This window comes from Massilia sp. 01N417 (assembly GCF_056399645.1).
In genome coordinates this window covers 140966-162131 of sequence record NZ_JBFTRS010000007.1, presented here as the reverse complement: position 1 = coordinate 162131, position 21166 = coordinate 140966, and the positions used below count along the sequence as shown (strand labels likewise).

Genomic DNA, 21166 nt, shown 5'->3' with positions numbered 1-21166 from the left:
TGACAGCCCTCAGCGGCCGCGTTCCCGGGCCGCCTCGGCCAGCACCTCGTTGACCTGGTCCATGTCGGCCGGCTTGACGAGGTAGTGGTCGAAGCCGGCCTGCTCGGCTTCCTTGCGGTCCTGGCTCTGGCCGTAGCCGGTCAGCGCGACCAGGGTGGCGCGCGCGCTGCCGGCCTGGCTGCGCAGGCAGCGGGCCAGCTCGTAGCCGTCCATGTCGGGCAGGCCGATATCGAGCAGCAGCACGTCCGGTTGTTCGCGCTGGGCGCGCTCGAGGGCGCCCCTGGCGTCGTACTCGACGCTGACGGCATGGCCCTGCACTTCCAGCAGCGCGGCCAGCATCTGCGCGGCGTCGACATTGTCGTCGACCACCATCACACGCAGCGCGCCCGGCGCCTGCATGCCGGCGCCGGCTGCCTCGTCCTCCGCGATCCCGTCGAGGGTCGCCAGGCGCGGCAGGCAGATGCAGAACTCGCTGCCCTGTCCCAGTCCCTCGCTCTTCGCGGAGACGGTGCCGCCATGCAGGGTGGCCAGGCTCTTGACCAAGGCCAGGCCGATCCCGAGTCCGCCCTGGGACCGGTCCGGGGTGCGCTCGGCCTGGGTGAACAGGTCGAAAATGTAGGGCAGGATGTCGGGAGCGATGCCGACGCCGTTGTCTCGCACGGCCACATGCACGCGCTCCTCGTCGACCGTCACCGCCAGCGTGATCCTGCCGCCGGGCGCGGTGTACTTGGCGGCGTTGTTGAGGATGTTCGAAATCACCTGCACCAGGCGGGTGCGGTCGCCGGTCACATGGGCGCTGCGGCCCGACAGCTGCAGCGTGAGCGAGTGGCGGCGCGCGTCGATCAGCGGCCGCACCTGCTCCACCGCGGCGGACACGATCACGTTCAGGTCGAGCTCTTCCTTCTCGAGCGTGACCAGGCCGCGCGTCACGCGCGAGACGTCCAGCAGGTCGTTCACCAGGTCGGTCATGTGGGTCGCCTGGCGCACGATGATCTCGCTGGCGTTGGCCACGCTGCGCGGTTCGAGGCTGCCGACCTTCAGCAGCTGGGCCGCGGTCATGATCGGCGCCAGCGGATTGCGCAGCTCGTGGGCCAGCATGGCCAGGAACTGGTCTTTCTGGCGGTTGGCCGCGCGCAGCTCGTCTTCGATCTGCTTGCGCAGGGTAACGTCGCTGCCCTCGACGAAGATGCCGGAGACGGCGCCGCCGGCGTCGCGGATCGGCTGGTAGACGAAGTCGATGTAGCGCTCTTCCAGCGGGCCGTCCGGCTCGCGCTGCAGGCGTACCGGCAGGGCGTGGCCGACGAAGGGTTCGCCGGTGGAATAGACGCGGTCGAGCAGTTCGAAAAAGCCTTGCCCCACCACTTCCGGCAGCGCCTCGCGCGCTGCCTTGCCGACGATCTGGCGATGGCCGATCAGCTGCAGGTAGGACAGGTTGGTCAGCTCGAACACGTGTTCGGGACCGCGCAGCACGGCCATGATGCCGGGCGCCTGCTCGAACAGGGCGCGGAAGCGTTCATTTTCCTCGTCGCGGTACTTTTCGGCCAGCACCTGGTCGGTGACCTCGACGCAGGCGCAGTGCATGCCGCGGATGGCGCCATCCTCGTCGCGCACCGGCGAGTACGAGAAGGTGAACCAGGTCGGCTCGTCGTAACCGTGGCGGTTCATGACCAGCAGCAGGCGGTCGGCGTAGGTGGCCTCGCCCTTCAGCGCGCGGTCGATCAGGGGCCAGATGTCGTCCCAGATCTCGGCCCAGATGTCATGGAAGCGCCGGCCCATCGCGCGCGGATGCTTGTCGCCGAGGATCTCGCGGTAGGGATCGTTGTACAGGAAGCCCAGCCCTTCTCCCCAGGCGACGAACATCGGGAAGCCCGAATTCAGCATCAGCCCGACCAGGGTGCGCAGGGCCTGCGGCCAGGTGTGAGGATGCCCGAGCGGCGATTCGCTCCAGTCCTGCATGCGCATCAGCGCCCCGGCTTCGCCGCCCCCGCTCAGGAACATGAGCGAGCCGGCAAGGCTGTCGGCATCGTGCGATGGTTGATCGGGCCGTGGGGCGTGTTGTTGCATGGTCGAAACTAATGAGGCAGAAGACTCAAGTTTGCCATATCTTCAAGAGGCGGGCCGCACGGCGAGGCAGGGGCAAGGCGGGAGGAGGCGTTCCGGAGAAGGCTGGAGCGGGTGAAGGGAATCGAACCCTCGTCGTAAGCTTGGGAAGCTTCTGCTCTACCATTGAGCTACACCCGCGTTGCCGGCATTCTACGCGGGTTCTGGCCCGTTTGACAAATGTAATGATCGTTGTCGTGATGGAAACCGATTTCCATATCGCTCGACATCGCAGGGATAGCCGATGGACATAACGACGCGAATATAAAGACAATCAATTGCAATTAGTCAGCATATTTTCCAAGAAAATAATTTTCGCCAAATCCAATCAATCACTTGAAAATATTTTCTATCTTACATATAACTTCTCCCCCATCATCGATGTCGATATTATTTACAGCAAAAAGAGGAAAATTCCAGTTCAATTCTTTGATCAGAAAAATATTTTAAGAACGAAATGTAGATCACAATGCCTGAAAATATTTATAGCTAGAATTTTTTCTTTGTCGGTAAATTTTACAAGTACAAGCACCGCACAAAAATTACAAAAACCAAAAGTAGCTCCCACGCCATGACGATTCGTTGACTGGCATTGAATTTGCTAGCTCGACAATGGCCTGGCCGTCCGGCCAAGGCTGTCAAATAAAAGGGGATAACATGAAAATCCGATCAATCGATGTGCTTCGAATCATGCTTGTGGGCAGTACATGCGCGGTCTCGACTGCCTCCCATGCTGCCCTGATGTTAGCTGCTACCGTGAACGGTGGAAACGTTTGCGCGGTCGATGGCAATACTCCATGTTCGTTTGGTACTCAGGTGACGGATTTGAGTCCCGGCGCTAACGGAATGCTTATAATTGGATCGCCAGGCGATCCGCCGTTCAACGGTGTGTTGATTAGCGGATCGGTTCAAAGATCGGTTCACGGCAATCCGGATATTCTGGACAGCAGTTCGTTAAGCGTTACAAATACCACGAACTCGACTGTCCACATTCTTGTCGCGGTTGGCGACACCGATTTCACCCAAGCCAACTCCTTTTTTACTTCCGGCAGCGGATCATTCCAGTTATCGCAAGGCTCAACGCTCACCCAGCGTTGGTATCTCGATACCAGTAATGGACAAGGAGGTCTGTCAACCGCCAGTACCCCTGGCGCATTAATCGATACCTTTACCGTAACTGCCACCACGCCGGCGTTTTCTTTTTCGCACAACGGCGGCCCGTTTGCCATTAATGCGCCCGGTCCATATTCGATGACCTTGTATTACGAGTACGATCTACTTCCCGGCGGCAGCATTATCAGCAGAGGGCAACAAGAGATTGCCACAGGTGAAGTTCCTGAACCTGCGTCGATAACCCTGTTCGGGTTGGCGGGACTCGGCCTATGGTGCCTGCAAACCAAGCGTCGCCGGAACGTTTGACGGCGTGGGAGGGATATGCCGGTTCATATGCCGGTTCATATCCCTTTTTCCAGGGTCGAAGTGCAGAAATACTCCGAACGCGAAGGCAGCGCCAGCTCTGGTACGGTCGAGCACAAGATGGCGATTCACGTCTTGAGCAAAGCCATATCCCTTCAGATAATTTTTTAATAACCTCGTAATTTTCTTTTCTTTTGATCACCTGCTGGACTCTCGTATATTAGGGCCTGATCACGCCTCCTGGCGCGTGCCTATCTTATTCCGGGAGTACGGCTGATGACCAACTTCGACATCGCAGGCATCGTCAAGGACCTGCACGACGCCCGCCAGCAATGGCGCCAGGCCCACCGTCCCGCCGGCGAGGTACGCGGCATCGAATTTCCTTCGCGCGATGCGCTGGCGGACATCATCGGCCAGCTCAAGGGCGTGCTGTTTCCCATGCGCCTGGGGCCGCCCGGCCTGCGCCGGGAAAGCGAAGACTTCCACGTCGCCCACGCCCTCGATTCCGCCCTGCACGCCCTGCTGCGCCAGGTCCAGATCGAGCTGCACTACAGCGCCGCGCTGGAGCAGCGCACCGACGGCGACATCGCCAGCCAGGCCATCGAGGCCACCCGGTCCTTCGGCGCCGCCTTGCCGCAAGTCCGCATGGAAATCGACAGCGACGTGCTGGCCGCCTACCAGGGCGACCCGGCCGCGCGCAGCGTCGACGAAGTGCTGCTGTGCTACCCCGGCGTGCTGGCAATGATCCATTACCGCCTGGCGCACCGCCTGTACGGACTCGGGCTGCCGCTGCTGGCGCGCATCATCTCCGAACTGGCGCATGCCGCCACCGGCATCGACATCCACCCCGGCGCGAAGATCGGCACCGGCTTCTTCATCGACCACGGCACCGGCGTCGTGATCGGCGAGACCGCCGTGATCGGCCAGCGCGTGCGCCTGTACCAGGCCGTCACCCTGGGCGCCAAGCGCTTCCCGACGAATGCCGACGGCAGCCTGCAGAAGGGCCTGCCGCGCCATCCGATCCTGGAAGACGACGTCGTGATCTACGCCGGCGCCACCGTGCTGGGCCGCATCACGATCGGCAAGGGCGCGGTCATCGGCGGCAACGTCTGGCTGACCCACGACGTGGCGCCGGGCGCGCGCGTGGCCCAGGCCGCTTCGCGCGAGGAAGTGTTCGAGACCCTGGGTTTGCCTGGCGATCCGGGCTGATCGTTATTTGGGGTTCTCGACCGTATAACCCTTGGCCTGCAACTCGGCCAGGTAGCTCTTCGGGCCGAGCACCTGGCTCATCGACAGCAGCGCGAAGGTGCTCGCATTCTTCGCGAGCGCCCGTTCCGCCGTCTTCATCCATGCTACCCGGCCGCGTTCGCGCATGTCCTGGAAGGCCGGATGATTCCGCGCGAACGAACCGTTCATCATGGCGTCGTTGCAGGTGTCTTCGCGCTCGGCATAATCGAGCTTGCCGATCTCGGCGATGTTGCCGTTGGCCCAGGCGTTCGCGCGCAGCTTCATCGCATCGATATCGCCTTCGAAACTCTCCAGGGTCTTGGTAAAGCAGGCCACGTCTTCCATCTGTGACTTCTTGAAGTCCTTCAGCGCCTCGCGCGGATGCTCGAGCGTGACCGAGATACCGGTGCTGGTGAGCTTCACGTCGTGCTTCCTGGCGATCTTCTCGATCTGGTTGGCGAGCTCCCCGCCTTTCGACAGCCCGCTCTTCTTCAGCCCCGCATCCATCAATTCCTCGGCGGCAAAGAAGGGGCGGTAACGCTCGACGCCGTCGTCGTCGCCGATGTATTTCTGCTTCAGCACAGCCCAGCGTCCATAGACATCGGCCGGCAGCAGGTCATGCAACTCGGCGCCGTCCGGGTTCTTCTTCAGGCCGATCAGCGATGGCAGCATGCTCAGTCCGCTCATCCAGCCGACCGTGACGCTGACCCCGGGACGCAGCAGCACTTCCTGCGATTGCGCCACCAGGCGTTCGACCCGTACCGAATCCCATTCCATCTTTTGCGGCAGCGGCGAATGCATGGCGAACACCCACATCACGTGGCCATCCTTCGAGACTTTCCAGAGACCGGGACCGGGACGCTTGCCCGAGACGACGACCGTGGCGGGCGCCGCGTCGAGCTCCTGCCCGGCGGGCGCGGACGCGGGCGGCGGATCGGTCTGCGCCAGCGCGGCGGCGCCGAGCAGACTCAGGGACAAGACACAGGCAAAGCGTGCGGCAACCATCGGAGACCCCCTTATTGTTGTGTTGCCAAAGCTTATCGAACTGGCATCGAGGGGGCTAGTCGCGTAACAGCTTGTCACAAAGCATGCATATCTGTCAGTCGGAGGCGGGCGGCTCTTCCGGCTGCCGGTCCAGCAGGCCGTGGGCCAGCTTCAGCCCCTCCACCATGGCCTGGAAGGCTTCGCGCTTGGCGTCCTCGCCCGGCACCCGCAGCACGTAGGAGGGGTGATAGGTGGTGACGATCCAGTGGCCTTCGTGGAAGACCGGCTTGCCCATCGCGTTCTTCAGCGTCACGTTGGCGCTACGCATGACCGACTTCAGGGCGGTCGCGCCCAGCGCCACGATCACGGTCGGTTTTACATGGGCCAGTTCCTTGTCGAGCCAGTAGCGGCAGGCCTCGATTTCCTTCTGCGCCGGGGTTTTATGGAGACGCCGCTTGCCGCGCGGTTCCCACTTGAAGTGCTTGACGGCGTTGGTCACGTAGATGGTCTCGCGGTCGACGCCGGCCGCCTCGCACACGCGGTCGAGCAGCTTGCCGGCGGGCCCCACGAAAGGCTGGCCGGCCAGGTCTTCCTGGTCGCCCGGCTGCTCGCCGACGAACATGATCTTCGCCTTCTTCGGCCCTTCCCCGCCGACGGCCTGGGTGGCGAACTGCCATAGCTCGCAGCGCCGGCACTCGTCGAGCCTGGACGGCTGCTGGCGCTCCGGCTGGGCATCCTCGGGGGCGATCGGGATGGTCGTGCCCTTGCGCTGGCCCACCGCCTCGTACTGGCCGATCTTGCGCGCCCCCATCGCTGCTTCGGAAATCATGTGCGGCACGATTTTGCCTTCTGGCAAATTTTTCCAGCGGTCCGATGTGATGTGCTGGCGCATCACCTCGGCATTCAGGCGCGCCGGATTGAACACGCTGCGGTAGTAGGTCAGCCACAGGGCCTCGCCGGTGTCCTCCAGGTCGTCGGAATTCTTCACCAGCGGGCCGGTATTGTGCAGGGTCTGGCCATCCCACAGTACGCTGGCCTCGGGCGTGGCGATCATCCAGCTGACCTTGCCCATGCGGGAAATAAAATGCTCGGCGACCTGGGGCAGCACGTCGTGGCGCGGCTCGTACCAGGCGACGAAGCGTGGCGGCCCGGCTTCAGGCGGGCGTTCGCGGAATCGGATATAGGCATGCATGTCGTGTTCCTCGCGGCGCACCGCCTTCACCATCGCATGCAGGCGCGCGCCGTCTTCGTCGGCCGGCGACTGCACCTCGTGCTCGCCCTGCTGCCAGCGCCAGATCACGCGGTAGAGAAAGGCCCAGCGGTCCGGCACGCGGCAGCAGGCGGCGCTTTGCAGCATGTCCATCAGCGAGCGCGGAATGCTCGGCGCGCCGTGTTTCGGTCCGTGGCGCGCCGGGTCCGATGCGGGCGGCGGCACGTCGGAAGGATTATGCGGCTGCTCGGCCGTGGGCGGCGCACCCGAGAACAGGTCGCCGCCGGCGTAGGGCGTGCCCCAGGTAACCAGCTCCGGCGGCACGTCGTGGACCAGCAGCTCGCGCGCCGCCTCGCGCCATTCGGCGAAGGTCTCGACCAGCAGCGGCTGGCCCGCACGCTGTTGGCCGATCGCGCTCATGCTGCCTGCAGCTCCGGCCACAGGTTCATCTGCTGCGGAGCGTCGGCCATGTTCCGCCGCAGCAGTTCGGACGACGCCGCGCCTTGCGCCGGCTTGTAGTCGGCGGTGACCACGAAGGGCGCCAGCTTCTTCAGGCTGCAGCGCAGGCGCGACAGATCCTCCCAGCGGATGCGGCGCAGGCGGCGCAGGTCGATGAGCCGCCTGGCCGAACGCAGGCCGATGCCGGGCACGCGCGCGATCATGGCTTCGTCGGCGCGGTTCAGGTCGAGCGGGAATTGCTCGCGGTTGCCGAGCGCCCAGGCCAGCTTGGGATCGATGTCGAGCGCCAGGTTGCCCGCCTGCGGCATCAGTTCGCCGGCCGTGAAGCCATAGCCGCGCAACAGGAAATCGGCCTGGTAGAGGCGGTGCTCGCGCAGCAGCGGCGGCGGGGCGGACGGCACGCTGGAGGGACTCTGGGGGATCGGGCTGAAGGCCGAGTAATAGACCCGCTTGAGCTTGTAGCTGCCGTACAGGGTCTGGGCCGTGTTCAGGATGGTCTGGTCGTCGCTGGCGTCGGCGCCGACGATCATCTGGGTGCTCTGCCCGGCCGGCGCGAAGACTGGCGCCTTCGGGTGCTCGTCCTTCTCGTCGAGCCTGGTGCGGATCGAGCCCATCGCCAGCTTGATCGTGTGGACGTTCTTTTCCGGCGCCAGGCGGCTCACACTATCCTGGGTCGGCAGCTCGATATTGACCGACAGCCGGTCGGCGTACTTGCCGGCCAGGTCGATCAGGCGCGGGTCGGCATCCGGAATCGTCTTCAGGTGGATGTAGCCGCGGAACTTGTGCTCCTCGCGTAATCGCCGCGCAACCTCGACCAGCTGTTCCATCGTGTAGTCGCTGGACTGGATGATGCCCGAGCTGAGGAACAGCCCGTCGATGTAATTGCGGAGGTAGAAATCCTGGGTCAGCTTGACCACTTCGTCGACCGCGAAGCGGGCCCGCGGCACGTTCGAGCTGCGCCGATTCACGCAGTACTGGCAGTCGTAGATGCAGAAGTTGGTCAGCAGGATCTTCAATAGCGACACGCAGCGCCCGTCCGGCGTGTAGCTGTGGCAGATGCCCATGCCGTTGGTGGCGCCCAGGCCGTCCTTGTCGACCGAATCCCGCTTGGGCGCGCCGCTGCTGGCGCAGGAGGCGTCGTACTTGGCGGCGTCGGCCAGAATCTCGAGCTTGTCTTTGAGTTCCATTGCGCAGTAAATACTGTATGGATGAACAGTATAACGCAGTTCGTGCCGCGACGGCGGTGCGTGGCCGCACGCAGTGGAAATTCCCCCCATGCGTTTGTAACATTGCTAAACTATGATAGTTTGCAGTTGCTTTTTGACGAATTTGAGTGGCCCATGTCTGTCCAATTCCGCAATAACGTCCACATCGCCGGCGTCGGCCACGCGACCATGGTGTTCGCCCACGGCTTCGGCTGCGACCAGACCATGTGGCGCTTCCTCGCCCCCGCCTATGAAGGGCGGTTCCGCACCATCCTGTACGACCTGACCGGCAGCGGCGATTCCGACCGCACGGCCTATGACCGCGCCAGGCATGGAAGCCTGCATGGCCATGCCGACGATTTGCTGGAAATACTGACTGCCTGCGCGGCCGGTCCGGTGATCTTCGTCGGCCATTCGGTCAGCGCCACGATCGGCATGCTGGCGGCGATCAAGGCGCCGGAGCGTTTCGTCGCGCAAGTCATGGTGGGGCCGTCGCCCTGCTACATCAACGACGGCGAGTATGTGGGCGGCTTCAGCCGCGCGGACATGGACGCGCTGCTGGCGTCGATGGACGACGATTTCCCGAGCTGGACACGGCGCATGGCGCCCATCCTGATGGGCGCGAACCGTCCGGAACTGAGCGCGGAGCTGGTGGCCAGCTTCATGCGCAACGACCAGGGCATCGCCCGTCATTTCGCACGCGCGACCTTCCTGTCCGACCACCGCGCCGACCTGACCCGCTCGACCGTGCCGTCGCTGATCCTGCAATGCAGCGGCGACCTCATCGTGCCGCGCGAGGTCGGCCACTACATGCTGCGCCACCTGCCGAACAGCAGCCTGGACGTCATCGACGACCAAGGCCACTGTCCGCACGTCAGCGAGCCGACCGCCAGTTCGCAGGCGATCGACGCCTTCCTGGCGCGCACGCTGGCCTGAGCGCTCAGCGGACCGGCTTGCCGTCCGCGTCCAGCACCGTCACCTCGCCCCAGCCCAGCTTGCGGATGCCCGGCTCGACCTTGCGCAGGTCGCCGATCACCAGCCACACGACCTGGTCCGGGCGCACATAGCGCGCGCCGGCGCCGGCCAGCTGCTTGTCGCTCAGCGAGCGCATGCCGCCGGCGTAGCGGTTCCAGTAATCGTCCGGCAGGCCGAGGTTGATGCTGGTGATGGCCGCGCCTTCGAGCGCATCCAGGGTGGCGAAGCGGCCCGGCAGGCGCGAGGTCACGTTGCGCATCACGCTGTCGAATTCCTCGCCGGCGATCGGGCGCTGGCCGGCGATGTCGCGGATCTCCTTCGACACTTCTTGCATCGCCTCGACCGTCTTGTCGGTCTGCACCGGCGCGATGGTCAGGAAGCTGCGCTGGCCGCGCATGTCGATCATGCGGGCGGTGGTGCCGTAGCTCCAGTGCTTGTCGAGCCGCAGGTTGCGGTTCAGGCGCGAGGTCGCCATGCCGCCGAAGTTGTGCATCACGGCCTGGATCGCCAGTTCGTCCGGCTGGCCGGCCGGCAGCGAGACGTGGGCGGCGACGATGGTCGACTGCGGCGCTTCCGGCTTGTCGATCAGGTAGATGCGCTTGCCCGCGGTGGCCGCCACGCTCGGCACCTGCTTGGCGGGCGCGCTGCCGGGCTGCCACTTGCCGAAGCTCGACTCCAGCGCCGGCATCAGCTTGTCGAGCGTGGTGTCGCCGGCCACGACCAGGGTCGCGCTGCCGGGACGGAACCAGGCATCATGCCAGCGCGAGACGTCGTCGCGGCTGATGGTCCGGGTGCTGGCTTCGGTGCCGGAAGCCGGACGGCCGTAGGCGTGGTCGGCGCCGTACAGGATGCCCGGGATCACGCGCACCGCGAGGGCGCTCGGCTGGGCCTTCTCCTGCCCCACCTGGGCCAGGCGGCGCTGCTTGGCCAGCTCGACCTGGTCCTGCGGGAAGGTGGCGTTGAGGGCGGCGTCGGCCATCAGCGCCAGCGACGGCGCCAGGTTGGCGCTGGTCGCCTTCAGGCGCACCACCGACTGGTCCTGCGAGGTGCCGGTAGCGATGTCGGCGCCCAGCGATTCCAGTGCATCGGACAGCTGGAAGGCGTTGCGCGTCTTCGTTCCCTTGTCGATCAGGCCGAGGCTCAGCGACGCCAGGCCTTCCTTGCCGGCCGGGTCGGCGGCGGCGCCGGCATCCAGCACCAGCGCGGCGTTGACGATCGGCGCGCCATGGCGCTCCAGCAGCACGACCTTCAGGCCGTTCTTGAGCTGGGCGCGCTGCATGGCCGGGAAGCTGACGTCGGGCGCCTGGCCCAGGGCCGGCAGCTGCTTGCGGTCGAAGCCGGATTTGACGGCCGCCAGTTTCGGATAAGGCTTGACCGTCATCGTGTAATGATGCCCGCTGAGCCAGCGCTTGCCGGCCGCCTTCACGTCCGCCGGGGTGGCGCCGGCCATCTGCTCCAGGCGGGTCAGGTAGGCGTCCGGGCTGCCGCCATAGGTCATGCTCTCGGCCAGCACGTCGGCGCGGCCGCCGAAGCCGCCCAGGCGCTCCAGGCTGCGCGAGAAGTCGGCCAGCTCGCGGGTCTTCACGCGCGCCAGCTCCTCGCTCGTCGGGCCCTTCTCCAGCAGTTCGCCCACGATGCGGTCGATTTCGCGTTCGGCTTCGATCTGGTCGGCGCCGTTCTTGAGCGTGACCGTGATGCCGAAGGTGCCGCCCAGTTCGCTGTCCTGCATGCCGGCCGAGACGCCGGTGGCGATGCCCTTCTCGTACACCAGGCGCTTGTCCAGGCGCGCGCTCTTCGAGCCGGCCAGCACGTCGGCCAGCAGCTGCAGGCGCGCCACATCCGCATCCTTCCAGGCGGCGGCGTGCCAGCGGCGGTAGACGCGCACCTGCGGCACCTGGTCTTCCATCTCGTCGCGGATATCGCGGTCCAGCACCGGGATCCAGGCTTCAAGGCGCGGCAACGGAGGGCCAGGCGGCAGCGCGCCGAAGTACTTGTTCACCAGCTCGAGCGCGCGCTCGGGCGTGATGTCGCCGGCCAGCGACAGCACCGCATTGTTCGGGCCGTAGTAGGTGCGGTACCACTCGCGGATGTCTTCCAGCGAAGCGGCGTTCAGGTCGTCCATGCTGCCGATCGTGGTCCACGAATACGGGTGCGAGTACGGATACATCTTGGCCGCGAATTCGTAGCGCACCTTGCCGTAGGGCTGGTTGTCGCCTTGCCGCTTCTCGTTCTGCACCACGCCGCGCTCGCGCTCGAGCATGGCCTGCGAGATGTAATTGCCGAGGAAGCCCATGCGGTCCGATTCCAGGAACAGGGTACGTTCCAGCGCCGAGCTCGGGACGTCTTCGAAGAAGTTGGTGCGGTCGGTATTGGTGGTGCCGTTGCGATTATTGGCGCCGAGGTCGTCCATCGCCTCGCGGAAGCCGTGCGGGTAGTTCTCGGAACCGTTGAAGAAGAAGTGCTCGAACAGGTGGGCAAAGCCGGTCTTGCCGCGCTTCTCGTTGCGCGAGCCGACGTGGTACCAGACGTTCACGCCCACCACCGGCACGCTGTGGTCTTCATGCACCAGCAGGGTCAAGCCGTTGGGCAGCACAAACTTCTTGTAGGCGATGCTGTAGGCCTTGCGGTCGAAGCCCGAGGGCGCGGATTTGGAAGCGGTGGCGGTGGCATTGGCGGCAAGTGCCGGCGCGGAAGCAAGCGCGGCCAGGCCGAGCGCGAGCACGATCTGCTTGAGTTTCATCTTCTCTCTTCTGTTTCTGGTTTTTGTTATGCCGCGCCAACGTATCCGTTGGCCTGCGCTAGCAGGTGGGGTTCCATGCGTGCGGCGATGCGCTGGATATAGCTGGTGGCGGGAACGACGCCGGCGGCACCGGCACGGTGCAGCCAGGCATAGGCTTCGATCAGGTCCTTCTGCACGCCCTGGCCGCTGGCGTACATGACCCCGAGGTTGAACTGGGCGCGCGCATGGCCCTGGCGTGCGGCGCACAGGTACCAGAAGTGGGCGGCTTCGTAGTCGCGTTCGACGCCGTGGCCGCTGTCGTAGCGCAGGCCGAGCGCGAACTGGGCGAGGGCGTGGCCCTGGTCGGCGGCCTTGCGGTACCACTCGTGGGCCTGGCGCGGGTCGATGGTGCCGCTGTCGTCCTGGTCGAGCAGCTGGCCCAGCATGTACTGGGCCGGCGCATAGTCCTGGTCGGCCGCCTTGCGGTACCAGTGCATGGCCTCGGCCTCGATGCGCAGGGCGAGGTCGAACTGGGCGCGCAGGTGGCCCTGCTCGGCGGCCTTGCGGTACCAGTCGAGCGCCTGCCCGGCATCCTGTTCGACGCCGTGGCCGGCATCGAGCAGCTGGCCGAGGTGGTACTGGGCGCCGGCGGAACCCTGCTCGGCGGCCTTGCGGTACCAGTGCGCGGCCAGTCCGTAATCCTGGTCCACGCCCTGGCCGTGCTCGTAGCGCAGGCCGAGATTGTCCTGGGCGCCGGCATGGCCCTGCTCGGCCGCCTTGCGGTACCACTGCAGCGCCAGGTCGGGATCGCGCGCCACCCCATGGCCGCTGTCGTGGATGAGGGCCAGGTTGAACTGCGAGCTGGCGTGGCCCTGCTCGCCGGCGCGGCCGTACCACAGGATCGCCTTTTCGCTGTCCTGCGGCAGGTCCTGGCCCTTGTCGTAGCGCAGGCCGAGGTTGAACTGGGCCGGCGCATAGCCCTGCTCGGCCGCCTTGCGGAACCAGTGGATGGCCTGCTGCACGTCACGGTCCACACCCTGGCCGCTGTCGTAGCGGAGCGCCAGGTTGAACTGCGCGCGCGCGTAGTTCTGGTCGGCGGCGCGGCGATACCATTCGATGGCGCGGCCGATGTCCTGGGCCACGCCCTTGCCGCCCTCGTACATCATGCCGAGGTTGTGCTGGGCGCCGGCGTCGCCCTGTTCGGCCGCCTGGCTGAACCAGTGCATGGCCTGCTGCACGTCGGCCGGGACGCCCTGGCCCTTGGCGTACAGCCAGCCCAGGTTGTACTGGGCCGCGGCATAACCTTGGCTCGCCGCCTGGGTGTACCAGTAGATCGCCTGCGCCAGGTCCTGGGCCACGCCCTGGCCCTTCTGGTACATCACGCCGAGGTTGTACTGGGCCTGTTCGAGGCCGGCGCTGGCCGCCATCCGGTACCAGGCCACCGCCAGCTCGTAGTTCTTCGGCACGCCCTGGCCGTTCACGTACATGAAGCCCAGGCTGTGCTGGGCAGTGGCGACGCCGCGCTCGGCCAGCGCTTTTACACGCAGGAACTCGGCGGTGTGATGAGCGACGGTATCGGGCATGGCAAGGCGGCTTCCTTACGCCTGGAACGCGAGCACGTTGCCCGCGCCGGCCGGCAGGCCCTGGCCGCGCAGCACCTCGACGAAGCGGCCCAGCGGCATCGGCCGGTGATACAGGTAGCCCTGCATCGTCATGCAGCCGTTGGCGCGCAGGTAGCGTGCCTGCGGCTCGGTCTCGACGCCTTCCGCGATCAGGTTCAGACCCAGGCCGCGCGCGATCGAGATGATCGCCAGCACCACCGGATAGTGGCCGTACTCGTCGTGGATCTCCTTGACGAAGGACTGGTCGATCTTGATCGTGTGGACCGGGAAGCGGTGCAGGTAGGCCAGCGAGGAATAGCCGGTGCCGAAGTCGTCGATCGCCACCGAGACGCCAAGCTGGCCCAGCTTGTTGAGCTGCTCGATCGCGTGCTGCGGGTTGCGGATGCAGATGTTCTCGGTGATCTCGACTTCGATCTGGCTCGGCGCGATCCCGTAGCGCAGCAGGGCGCCGCGCATCTTCTCGAAGAAGTCGCCGCGGTCCAGGTATTGCGGGGACAGGTTCAGCGACAGCCGCACGTGGTTGGCACAGATGCTCTTCCACTGCAGCATGTCGCGGCACAGGGCGCCGATCATCCAGTCCGAGATCGGGATCATCAAGCCGTTTTCTTCGGCGAAGGGCAGGAACTCGCCCGGCGTGACGATGCCGCGGGTCGGATGGTTCCAGCGCATCAGCGCCTCGGCGCCGACGATGCGGCCGCTGGCGGCGTCGATCTGCGGTTGGTAGTACATCTCCAGCTCGTCGTTTTCCAGCGCCCGCCGCAGGCTCTGGCCGAGCGCGATCTTCTGGTGCGAGATGTCCTGCATCGAGGCGTCGTAGAAGGCGTGGCCGTTCTTGCCCTGCCCCTTGACCTGGTACATGGCGATGTCGGCGTGGCGCAGCAGCTCGTCGATCGACTCGCCGTGACCCGGATAGATCGCAATGCCGATCGAGGCCGAGATGTGGACCTGGTGGCCGTCGAGGTCGAACGGCAGCTGCAGGCACTCGAGGAATTTGTCGGCGACGCTGCGCGCGTCGTCGCGGTCGCGCAGCTCGGGCAGCACGATGGTGAATTCGTCGCCGCCCTGGCGCGCCAGGGTGTCGCCCTTGCGCAGGCATTCCTTCAGGCGCACCGCCACCTGCTGCAGCAGCTCGTCGCCCTTTACGTGGCCCAGGGTGTCGTTGACCAGCTTGAAGCGGTCCAGGTCGATGAACATCACCGCGAGCTCGGTCTGCTTGCGCTTGGCCTGGATGACGGCCAGGCCGAGCCGGTCCTTGAACAGGATGCGGTTCGGCAGGTCGGTCAGGATGTCGTGGTAGGCCTGGTAGGAGATGACTTCTTCCGCGCGCTTGCGGTCGGTGATGTCGCGCGCCACGCCGTAGGTGCCGAAGAACTCCAGCTTCTTCACTTCCTGGTCGGGCACGTGCATGCCGATCGCGTTCAGCGAGATCGTCATCAGGGTGTTGTTGAAGGTGCGTTCCTGGTTCGAGCCGGCATGGCACTTCAGGCGCAGCTCGACGTTGCGCGAGGCGCGCTCGTCGACGCGTCGCTCGTTGAAGGAATAGCGTGCGCGCTCCAGGTCTTCCTCGTGCACCAGCACCGAGTAATGCTGGCCGATCAGCTCTTCGCGGCGGTAGCCGAGCAGCTGGTAGGCGCGGTCGTTGACGAAGGTGAACTTGCCCTCGTGGTTCAGGGTGTAGATGATGTCCGGCGAGGAGTCCACCAGGTAGCGGTACATCTTCTCCGAGTTTTCCAGCTGGGTCGCGATGCGGCTGTTGGTTTCCTCGAGGCGGCGCGCCTTGAGCGCGTTGGCCACGGTCGTCAGCAGTTCTTCGCGGCTGTACGGCTTGCGCAGGTAGTCGTAGGCGCCGCGTTTCAGGGCGCCGATCGCGGCCTCGATGCCGACCTCGCCGCTCATCACGATGACGTCGGCGTCGATGCCCTTCGCATTGATGAAGTCCATGATCTCGTGGCCGCCGATGTCGGGCAGGCGCAGGTCGAGCAGGACCAGGTCGAAGCGCAGTTTCGACAGGTGGGCCAGGGCTTCGCTGCCGGTGGCGGCGGTGACCAGCTGGTAGCCGCGGCCCTGCAGCAGTTCGTACAGCGAGGACAGCAGGCGGGGTTCGTCGTCGACCAGCAGCAGGCGCGGCTGCTCCAGCGTGGACGGGAATGCGGCTTGCGGTACAAGCGCGTCGTGGGGTGCGGGTGACGGGGCGCTGTCGGAGATGGGATTCATTGTTACCTTATACTGATCCGAGCGCGCGCATCGGCGTTCCGGCCGGGGCGCTTGCGCCGGCATGCGCCGGCAGCAGAATTTCGAAACTGGTGCCGGTCTTGCCGCTGCGGCAGGCGATATGCCCGTTCAGCTTCTTGACCAGGCTGTGCACGATCGACAGGCCGAGCCCGTGGTGCGGGCCTTCCTTCGTGCTCTTCACGGCGGCGAACAGGTTGGCCAGCACTTCGCGCGACAGGCCCGGGCCGGTGTCGGAGACGACCAGCTCCAGGTACAGCCTGCGCTCGCGGTTGACGTGGCCGCGATTGGCGATCTCGATGCGGCCGCCGGTGGCGGACAGCGCCTCGACCGCGTTCTTGATCAGGTTGACCAGGATCTGCTTGAGGATGTCGGGGTCGCCCTCGACGCGCGACGCTTCGCTGGACATGCTGACCACGATCTCGACGTTCGGCGGCACGAAGTCGGTGGCGCGGAACAGGCGCAGCACGTCTTCCACCACCTTGGCCACGTCGGCGCTGACGCCGCTGTCCACCTTCGGCTGCACCTCGGTCAGGCTGTTGACCAGCTGGCCGACGCGGTCGATCTCCTCGTTCAGGATCGACAGCTCGCCGGCCACCGGCTCCTGGCGTTCCAGCTTGCTGTCGAGGACCGACAGATAGTTCTTGATGATCGACAGCGGGTTGTTCACCTCGTGTACCACGCGGCGCGACGCTTCCCGGTATTCCTCGGCCACGTGGGCCAGCTGGCGGCGCGCATGGCCGCGCTCAAGCATCGCGTTTTCCAGCGCGGTCGCGGCCTGGGCGCCGAAGGACTGCATGAAGCGCTCGCGCTTCTGGCAGGCCGGCACCTGCCAGCTGGCGATGCCGCCGATCAGGACGCCGATGCAGCGCGCCCCGCTCACCAGCGGCACGCAGACCAGGGATTCGGTGCCGAGCATGCGCAGCAGCTGTTCCTCGGGCAGGCCGAGCGGCGCGCCGTCGCGGCGCACGAAGGCCAGGCGGCGCTCCAGCGCGGCCTTGGCCACCGCGCCGCCCTTCGACAGCGGGATCGAGAATTCCGAGATGCGCTGCTGGTTGGCGGTAGGCGCGCCCACCAGCGCGTGGCCGGTCGGGTTCTCCAGCATCACGGCGGCGTTCTCGAAGTCGAACAGCACGCGCGCCGAACGCGCCACCGATTCCAGCAGCCCGCTCTCGCCGCCCTTGCCCTGCTGGCGCGCGAAGGCCTGGCCGATCTCCGAGACCAGCACCAGATTGCGCATCTCCTCGGTCAGGCGCTGCTGCACCGGGTCGACGGGCGGCGGCGGCGCGAAGGCCGTCAGGGCGGGAATGTCGTCGGCGCCGGTCAGGTCGATGCCGAGGTGGACCGCGGCGCGCTCGACCTGGCGTGCGGCCTGGGCCAGCAGTTCGTCGGCGGCTTCCGGTTCGAGGTCGCACAGCCTGGCCGCCTCCACCACCAGGTTCGGATCGTCGGCATGCCCGGACAGCAGGTGGGCGGCGCGCACGATGCGGATCAAGGGGTGGGCGCCCTCCAGGCGCTCGCCCGGCTCGTGGTGGTAGAGCACCGAGTCGGCCAGGAAGGAGTCGAGCTGCCAGCGCTCGATCAGCCAGGCGCCGGCTTCGGCGTGGGTGATCTGGAGCGTGCGCTGCTCGACCGCGCACAGGTCTTCGTCGTCGCGCGCGGTGAAGTTGAAGCCGTATTCCTTCGGGGCGGTGGCCAGCAGCGCCAGGCGGCCGACGTTGTGCAGCAAGCCGGCCAGGTAGGCTTCCTCCGGCTGCGAATAATTCAGGTGGCGGGCCAGGTCGCGCGCCAGCACGGCGGCGGTGAGCGAATTCTTCCAGAACGCGCGCAGGTCGGTCGCGCCGGAATTCGGGAAGCTGTTGAAGGTCTGGAACACCGAGTCGCTGATCACCAGGGTCTTGATCATGTCGGTGCCCAGCGCCACCACGGCCTGCTCGAGATTGGGCTGGCGGCCGCCGCGATGATAGGCCGAGCTGTTGGCGACGCTCAGGATCTTGCCCGTCATGCCGGCGTCCTTGGCCACCAGCGCAGCCAGTTCCGGCATGCCGAGATCGTCCGCCTGCAGGTGAGCCAGCAGCTTGATGAGGATCTGCGGCATGGCCGGCAGCCGCGCGATCAGCAGGCGATTGCGGATATCCTGGTCTGGTAAGTAGTTGGTCTCAAGCACGGCCGCCACTGCTGTTCTGGATGGTTGGTGGCGGCTCTCCCCGGCTCAAGCTGCCACGATAATTCTTCTTGTAATCCCCGGAATAGTGCTGGTTTTTTGGCATTGTTCCGGATGTGAAAAACTTATCTTAGCATATATACATTTCTGACCGGGAACAACATTTTCCGGTAAAAGTGATGTGTTTTAGAGTCAGAACTCAGGCGGACGTGTTGACGCACCTCATATTCGTAGCGTGGGCACACTGTGCCCACGCGTGATGCTTGCGTTAAATCAGCGCCCGCGTGGGCACGGAGTGCCCACCCTACGCCAGGGCTTGCCTGCGCCGAAAGTGCCGCGACACCATCCAGCAAGCCAGCGACGCCAGGGCAAACGCAGCCTGGCCGAGCGCCATCGCCAGCACCGAGTGGGTCAGCGCCGGTGCGATGATGCCCGCCACGATCGCGCCCATCAGCGTGGTGAGGAAGGACTGGCAGGACGCCACCGTGCCGCGGATGTGCGGGAACAGGTCGAGCGTCAGCAGGGTCGCGCTGGGGTTGATGATCGAGCTGCCGAAGTTATAGAAGAACATCGGCAGCACGGTCCACGGCAAGGCCGGCGGCAGGAAGGAGTGGTACAGCACGCTGCCGGTCACCGCGGACAGCATCAAGGCATAGCCGATGCCGATCTGGCGCCCGTAATGCATCTTGCCGGCCAGGCGGTTGGCGGCCAGGGCGCCCAGGAAGATGCCGGCCACCGCCGGCACGAACAGCCAGGCGAAGTCCGACGGCCCCAGGTGCAGGTGCACCGGCAGCAGCACCGGCGCGCCGGCGATGAACAGGAACATGCCGCCGAAGTTGAAGGCGACCACCCCCGACTTCATCTGGAACAGCACCGAGCTGAAGATGTCCCAGTAGCTGCGCGCCAGGAAGCGCGGATTGAAGGGCTGGCGGCGCTCTTTCGGCATGGTCTCCGGCAGGTGCTGCCAGCAGACCCACCACAGGCCCACGCTGAACACCAGCAGGCCGAGGAAGATCGCGCGCCAGTCCAGCAGGGTCACGATCCAGCCGCCCAGCACCGGCGCCACCGCCGGCGCGATCGAGAAGATCATCGTCACCATCGACAGCAGGCGCGCGGCCGGCGCGCCCGAGTACAGGTCGCGGATGATCGCCCGCCCCACCACCACCCCGGCCCCGGCCGAGATGCCCTGCATGACGCGGAAGATCCACAGGTAGTGCACCGAATGCGCCGAAGCGCAGCCGAGGGTACCGACCGCGAACACGATCAGGCCGACCAGCACCACGTTGCGGCGCCCGAAGGCGTCCGCCAGCGCACCGTGCCACAGCGACATGACGGCGAAGGACAGCATATAGGCCGTCAGGGTCTGCTGGACTTCCAGCGGGGTTGCATGCAGGGTCTCCTGGATGCGCGGGAAGGCCGGCAGGTAGGCGTCGACCGAGAACGGTCCCAGCATCGACAGCGCGGCCAGCAGCGAAGCCAGGCCGCCGGCGGACAGCATGATGACCTTGTGCGGTTCCGGCAGCGGGACCGGAATGACGGGGTCCTTGGGCAGGTTGTCTGGTTCGGGTTCGGGCAGCATCGATTACTCTTGTTGTGGGCGGGCCGCATCCGGCTTCGCGGCATCGCGTCGGTTGAAGCCGGCGACCATGTCGAAGCGGAACAGGCGGCATTCGAGCGCGCCGTTGAAGAACGGGGTCTTGCGCGATTCCTTCAGGCGCAGCATCTTCGGCAGCGAGAGGTCGGCGGTGAACAGGTAGACGGTCCAGCCGGCGAAGCGCTGCTTCAGGGTGCTGGAGAGGTCCTGGTAGAAGCCGACCGCCATCTCGTCCTGCGGGATGGTGGAGTCGCCGCGCACGCCGATACGCTCGCCGTAGGGCGGGTTGGTCAGCAGGATGCCCGGCTGGCTGGTGGGCGGCTGCACCTGCTGCGCCTCGATCTGCTTGAGCGGCACCTCGAACATCACGCCGGCCACTTTCAGGTTGTGACGGGTCATCGCCACCATGTCGCCCGAGATGTCGGAACCGAAGATGGTGGGCGTGTCCGGCAGCGGGTTCGGCTTGATCGCCGTTTTCATCTCCTGCCAGGCCTTGCCGTCGAAGTTGTGGAATTTTTCGAAGGCGAAGCGGCGGCGCGCGCCCGGCGGAATGCCCTGCACCATCTGGGCCGCCTCGATCAGGATCGTGCCCGAGCCGCACATCGGATCGAACAGCGGCACACCCGGCTTCCAGCCGGCCACGCGCAGCAGGCCGGCGGCCAGGTTCTCGCGCAGCGGCGCGTCGCCCGTTTCCTCGCGCCAGCCGCGCTTGAACAGCGCCTCGCCCGAGGTGTCGAGGTAGACCGTGAAGTTGTGCTTGTCGAGGAAGCCGAGGATGCGCATGTCCGGCTCGCGCGTGTTGACCGAGGGGCGCTTGCCGAACTGGTCGCGGAAGCGGTCGCAGACGGCGTCCTTGATCTTCAGCGTGGTGAACTCCAGGCTCTTCAGCGGCGATTTGACGGCCGTGATGTCGACCCGGATCGTGTGATTCACGTCGAACCAGTCTTCCCAGGGCTGCTCGAGCACCAGGTCGTAGATGTCGTTCTCGTTGCTGTAGGTCTTGTTCGCCATGCGCATCAGCACGCGCGAGGCGATGCGCGAATGCAGGTTGATGCGATAGGCATCCTGCATGCTGCCCGAGGCGTGCACGCCGCCCGGCACCTGCTGGTGGACCTTCAGCGTGGGGCTGCCGGTGTTCTGCGCGATTTCAGCGATTTCTTCGGCGAGTGCCGCTTCCATGCCGCGCGGGCATGGGCAAAAGTAGGAGGCCATCAGGTGTACCCTTTATCCGTTGTGGTGGGGGGCTCGCACACCTGCTGCGC

13 protein-coding genes and 1 tRNA gene are annotated in these 21166 nt (G+C 65.7%); 3 read left to right on the top strand and 11 right to left on the bottom strand.

The features are described 5' to 3' along the window. Nucleotides 1-9: 9 nt before the first annotated feature. Nucleotides 10-2064, bottom strand: coding sequence for a hybrid sensor histidine kinase/response regulator (locus AC1DOQ_RS10295; protein WP_477362836.1), 2055 nt, complete (start codon nt 2062-2064; stop codon nt 10-12). A gap of 103 nt (nt 2065-2167) precedes the next feature. After that, nucleotides 2168-2241, bottom strand: a tRNA-Gly gene (locus tag AC1DOQ_RS10290). A 516-nt stretch (nt 2242-2757) separates the two neighbouring features. Between AC1DOQ_RS10290 and AC1DOQ_RS10285 the strand changes: the two genes are divergently transcribed. Next, nucleotides 2758-3519, top strand: a complete 762-nt coding sequence (locus AC1DOQ_RS10285; RefSeq protein ID WP_477362833.1) for a PEP-CTERM sorting domain-containing protein — start codon at nt 2758-2760, stop codon at nt 3517-3519. 273 nt (nt 3520-3792) lie between these two features. After that, nucleotides 3793-4725, top strand: coding sequence for a serine O-acetyltransferase EpsC (gene epsC / locus AC1DOQ_RS10280; protein ID WP_477362830.1), 933 nt, complete (start codon nt 3793-3795; stop codon nt 4723-4725). 3 nt (nt 4726-4728) lie between these two features. Here epsC and AC1DOQ_RS10275 read toward each other — a convergent pair whose 3' ends face one another. The 3 genes from AC1DOQ_RS10275 to AC1DOQ_RS10265 all read right to left on the bottom strand — a co-directional run bounded on the left by AC1DOQ_RS10275 (nt 4729) and on the right by AC1DOQ_RS10265 (nt 8583). Then, complete coding sequence (locus AC1DOQ_RS10275) at nt 4729-5721, bottom strand: TraB/GumN family protein (RefSeq protein ID WP_477362827.1); 993 nt, start codon at nt 5719-5721, stop codon at nt 4729-4731. Between the two features lie 121 nt (nt 5722-5842). Next, nucleotides 5843-7357 carry a UdgX family uracil-DNA binding protein gene (locus AC1DOQ_RS10270; RefSeq protein ID WP_477362824.1) on the bottom strand — a complete coding sequence of 505 codons (1515 nt, stop codon included), beginning with the start codon at nt 7355-7357 and terminating at the stop codon, nt 5843-5845. Continuing rightward, complete coding sequence (locus AC1DOQ_RS10265; RefSeq protein ID WP_477362821.1) at nt 7354-8583, bottom strand: putative DNA modification/repair radical SAM protein; 1230 nt, start codon at nt 8581-8583, stop codon at nt 7354-7356. Before AC1DOQ_RS10265 ends, AC1DOQ_RS10270 begins: the two co-directional genes overlap by 4 nt. Nucleotides 8584-8736: 153 nt before the next feature. Here AC1DOQ_RS10265 and AC1DOQ_RS10260 point away from each other — a divergent pair, with 153 nt between their 5' ends. Beyond that, nucleotides 8737-9537 carry an alpha/beta fold hydrolase gene (locus AC1DOQ_RS10260; protein ID WP_477362819.1) on the top strand — a complete coding sequence of 267 codons (801 nt, stop codon included), beginning with the start codon at nt 8737-8739 and terminating at the stop codon, nt 9535-9537. Between the two features lie 4 nt (nt 9538-9541). Here the strand turns inward: AC1DOQ_RS10260 and AC1DOQ_RS10255 are convergent, their stop codons facing one another. From AC1DOQ_RS10255 to AC1DOQ_RS10230, 6 genes are all read right to left on the bottom strand, one after another. Continuing rightward, on the bottom strand, nt 9542-12316 hold the full coding sequence (locus tag AC1DOQ_RS10255) for a M16 family metallopeptidase (RefSeq protein ID WP_477362816.1): 2775 nt from the start codon (nt 12314-12316) through the stop codon (nt 9542-9544). Nucleotides 12317-12342: 26 nt separating this feature from the next. Next, nucleotides 12343-13878 (bottom strand): tetratricopeptide repeat protein, encoded by a 1536-nt coding sequence (locus AC1DOQ_RS10250; RefSeq protein WP_477362813.1) that lies wholly within the window; start codon nt 13876-13878, stop codon nt 12343-12345. Between the two features lie 15 nt (nt 13879-13893). Continuing rightward, the gene (locus tag AC1DOQ_RS10245) at nt 13894-16131 is read right to left on the bottom strand and encodes a putative bifunctional diguanylate cyclase/phosphodiesterase (RefSeq protein WP_477362810.1); all 2238 of its coding nucleotides are present in this window, start codon (nt 16129-16131) and stop codon (nt 13894-13896) included. Nucleotides 16132-16138: 7 nt separating this feature from the next. Beyond that, complete coding sequence (locus tag AC1DOQ_RS10240; protein WP_477363009.1) at nt 16139-18244, bottom strand: HDOD domain-containing protein; 2106 nt, start codon at nt 18242-18244, stop codon at nt 16139-16141. Between the two features lie 370 nt (nt 18245-18614). Beyond that, nucleotides 18615-19889, bottom strand: a complete 1275-nt coding sequence (locus AC1DOQ_RS10235) for a multidrug effflux MFS transporter (RefSeq protein WP_477362807.1) — start codon at nt 19887-19889, stop codon at nt 18615-18617. Nucleotides 19890-19892: 3 nt separating this feature from the next. Beyond that, nucleotides 19893-21116, bottom strand: coding sequence for a THUMP domain-containing class I SAM-dependent RNA methyltransferase (locus AC1DOQ_RS10230; RefSeq protein ID WP_477362804.1), 1224 nt, complete (start codon nt 21114-21116; stop codon nt 19893-19895). Between the last annotated feature and the right edge of the window lie 50 nt (nt 21117-21166).